The organism is Rhodoblastus acidophilus (assembly GCF_025961575.1).
In the GTDB taxonomy this organism is placed as follows: domain Bacteria; phylum Pseudomonadota; class Alphaproteobacteria; order Rhizobiales; family Beijerinckiaceae; genus Rhodoblastus; species Rhodoblastus acidophilus_C.
Window position 1 is genome coordinate 1 of sequence record NZ_JAOQNX010000063.1, and the last position, 3038, is coordinate 3038.

At 63.5% G+C, this 3038-nt stretch carries 5 protein-coding genes, 1 tRNA gene and 1 rRNA gene; 5 read left to right on the forward strand and 2 right to left on the reverse strand.

All coding sequences use genetic code 11. The features are described from left to right. The 5 genes from M2320_RS23050 to M2320_RS23070 form a co-directional block, all read left to right on the forward strand. Positions 1 to 1019: hypothetical protein (locus M2320_RS23050; protein ID WP_264599304.1), on the forward strand; the 1019-nt coding region annotated here is incomplete at its 5' end. Next, entirely contained in the window at positions 1019 to 1288 is a 270-nt protein-coding gene (locus M2320_RS23055) for a hypothetical protein (protein WP_264599305.1), read from the forward strand. The genes M2320_RS23050 and M2320_RS23055, both read left to right, overlap by 1 nt. A gap of 176 nt (positions 1289 to 1464) precedes the next feature. Further along, positions 1465 to 1767 (forward strand): transposase, encoded by a 303-nt coding sequence (locus tag M2320_RS23060; protein ID WP_264599306.1) that lies wholly within the window; start codon positions 1465 to 1467, stop codon positions 1765 to 1767. Then, positions 1764 to 2108: an IS66 family insertion sequence element accessory protein TnpB gene (tnpB, locus tag M2320_RS23065; protein ID WP_264599307.1), complete on the forward strand. Its 345-nt coding sequence runs from the start codon at positions 1764 to 1766 to the stop codon at positions 2106 to 2108. The genes M2320_RS23060 and tnpB overlap by 4 nt, the downstream gene beginning before the upstream one ends. Next, a complete protein-coding gene (locus M2320_RS23070) occupies positions 2057 to 2725 on the forward strand; it encodes a hypothetical protein (RefSeq protein WP_264599308.1) in 669 nt (222 codons plus the stop codon). Before tnpB ends, M2320_RS23070 begins: the two co-directional genes overlap by 52 nt. Before the next feature lie 74 nt (positions 2726 to 2799). Here M2320_RS23070 and M2320_RS23075 read toward each other — a convergent pair. Both M2320_RS23075 and rrf read right to left on the reverse strand, forming a co-directional pair. Further along, positions 2800 to 2876: transfer RNA gene (locus tag M2320_RS23075), tRNA-Met, on the reverse strand. 83 nt (positions 2877 to 2959) lie between these two features. Beyond that, positions 2960 to 3038: ribosomal RNA gene (gene rrf / locus M2320_RS23475) — 5S ribosomal RNA — on the reverse strand; the annotation flags it as partial.

Here is a 3038-nt window from a genome sequence, read left to right on the forward strand (position 1 = left end):
CACCCAACACCCCGGCGCCCTCTGACGAAAGAACCCGGCAGAAAAGCACTTATCGGTCGCGGGAAACTGTTCAGACAACCGGGACCAGCTCTGTTGAATGCGTCGGCTGGATTGAAAGGAACATTCAGTACGCGCCGAAACTCCTGAAGAAGTTGGCCGAAGAATTTCCCGCCCATCCCTCGACCGGCGTGCTTGACGCGGCCGCGCACCGGCTGGGCGAGGCTCAGTGTATGGAGGCGTCGCAGGGCGCTCCCAATGAGCGGGTTCTGGCGTGTGGGATGCCCGTGGTCAACCGCAACGTGTTGCGGGCGTATCTGGGCGAAATCATGTCGGGACAGGACGTCCCAGTCATTGTCGTCGAGGGCGCACGCGGGCTTGGGAGGAGCCACTCCTGGAATCTCATCCGCTATGTGGCCAACGCGCTCCCAGGCACAAAACCTGTTCTGATCGATCTGATCGGACCGATCACATCGGGCCAGAACCTCCTTCAACTCTTCAAATATCTCGTCAGCTTGCTTGCGCTCCCGCCTGGTGACACACCCACCTTGCTCGCGACGTCCAGCATTACGCAAAGCGAGCGCTGTCTTGGCGAACTCGCGGGCCGGATACAAACCGCGTCGGCAAGCTGGCCCAAAAAACCTTGGCTCGTCTTTGATCACCTCGATCGCGATATCGTGGCGCCCGAGGTCAAATATTTCGTGATGGGCTTGGCGGCCCTGCGCCTCCAAGGTGTCATCGACGGATTCGTGATCTTTCTGCTGGGGCCGGACCCGACGGCGCAGCTGAATGATCCCGCCGCGCTCGCAAGACGCGAGCCGCTCACGGACCTGCTCGATCCCGAGATTTTCGAGACGATGAAGCGCCTCAACGCATTGGGCAAGACCAAATTGACCGACGCGGAGTTGGCGCAAACGCAACATTCGCTCAGCACGATGCGTGCGGGCCGGCCGGCGCGCGAATTTCTATCTTGCGTGTGCAGCGAATTGGTCGCCATGAGGCAGAGGGTGGGCGCCTGCTAATGATGCCGAGCGAAAAGCAATTGAATGAGCCGGGCCCGGTTCGCGATCTCTGGGCCCATGCCGCAGTGCGCGAGCGATTCAGCGCGGGTGAGCTGTTCAGCAACTGGGTCGCCGACAATGCCGGAGCCGACAAGGAGACTGTCAGGACAGCCCGACTGGCTGCGGTCGAGTTGCAGCGGGCCTCCAAGTCGGCGCTCGGGATCAATGGTCGCCCCGCGTCGACGCTCGACGCCGGCGACCGCATCGGCGTGCTTCGCGTGATTCGGTGATCTCGCGACTAAGTTCGCTTTCTCCGGGGATGGGGAGTTCCACCGGCGGCTTGTGGCGGTGTTGCGAGACGAAGTTGACTGGACTTTAGCGCGCGCGCTGTCGCGAACGCCTGCTCCGCCGCCGCAACTCTCGCTCTGAAATTGAGGTCCGCGCCGAATGTCTCGACGGAGCGCCGGTGGCGGAACGCCGGCGCTGGTCCGACGATTTCAAGGACCGAGCGATCGCGGCGTCCCTGGAGCCCGGCGTGAATATCTCGGCGCTGGCGCGCACGCTGGACATCACGCCGTCGCAACTGTTCGGGTGGCGGCGCATCGCCGCCGTGCAGGCGAAGAAGGTGGAGCGCCAGGCGCCGGTGGAGGCGCGCGCCGCAAGAACGCGGCGAGTGGAGATCGAGATTGGCGGGGCGGTGTTGCGGGTCAGCGCCGACATTGAGGAAGCCGACCTTCGCCGTCTTCTGCGCGCGGTGCGCGAGGCATGATCCCGCAGGGCGCGCGGGTGCTGTTGCGGGCGGCGGCCGTGGATTTCCGCAAGGGCCCGGAAGGACTTGTTTCTCTGGTTCGCGACGCCGGCGCCGATCCGTTCGATGGCTCTCTGTATGTTTTCCGGGCGAAACGGGCCGACAGGATAAAAATTGTCTGGTGGGATGGCTCGGGTCTTTGCCTTTTCGCGAAGCGCCTTGAACGTTCGCATTTCTGCTGGCCGACGGCGGGAAGCCACGAGATCCGCCTCAGCTACGCGCAAGTCATGACGCTGGTCGAGGGGCTGGATTGGAAGCGGGTTCGCGCGGTGGACGTGCGGGCGCCACAGAGCGCCGGCTGACGCGAGAGCGGCGCGCTGGAAACGCCGGAACGATTAGAAAAAGCAGGACTTTCAGCCTTGCAGATGGTAACCTGCGCAGCATGATCGAGGGCTTCGGCGAACTCCCTGACGATGTTGATCAACTGAAGGCGCTGGCGCTCGGCGCCATGTCCCAGACGTTGAACCTGACCGCGAAGGTCGAGGACCTCACGCAGACCAACGCGGCGGCGAAAGCCGAGATCGATCGGCTGACCTCGATCATCAAGACGCTCCGCCGCGACCGCTTCGGCAAACGCTCCGAAAAGCTCGGCGCCGACGAAGCCGAGCAGCAGAGCTTCGTCTTCGAGGAGGTCGAGACCGGGCTCGCGGCGATTGACGCCAGGCTGACCGCACAAGCGCCTCCCAAGCCTCGCAAGGCGCCCAGCGACAAGCCGCGGTTTCCTTCGCATCTGGAGCGGGTCGAGGTGGTTCTGGAGCCCGAAGTCCCGCCGGGGTTCGAGGGCAAGGAGCGGGTCAAGATAGGCCAGGAGGAAAGCATTCGGCTCGACGTCGTGCGGGCGCGCTTCCGGTTGATCGTGACGATCCGGACCAAATACGCCTACAAGGACCCGGCCGCGATCATGCAGGCGGTTGCTTGAGGCGGCGGGGGTGATTTCGGGCCCGGAAACGCAGACAGCCCCCGGTCCGGCGGGATCGGGGGCTGTGGCGTCGGTGGTTGCGGGGACAGGATTTGAACCTGTGACCTTCAGGTTATGAGCCTGACGAGCTACCGGGCTGCTCCACCCCGCGTTATCCGGTGTATACGCAAACAGCGGCCTTTAGGGCCGCTGTTCGAGTTGGTTCATTGTGATGAGGTTAAATGTCTTTTGCAGGCCTGGCGGCGACCTACTCTCCCGTGTCTTGAGACAAAGTACCATTGGCGCGGAAGCGTTTGACGGCCGAGTTCGGGAT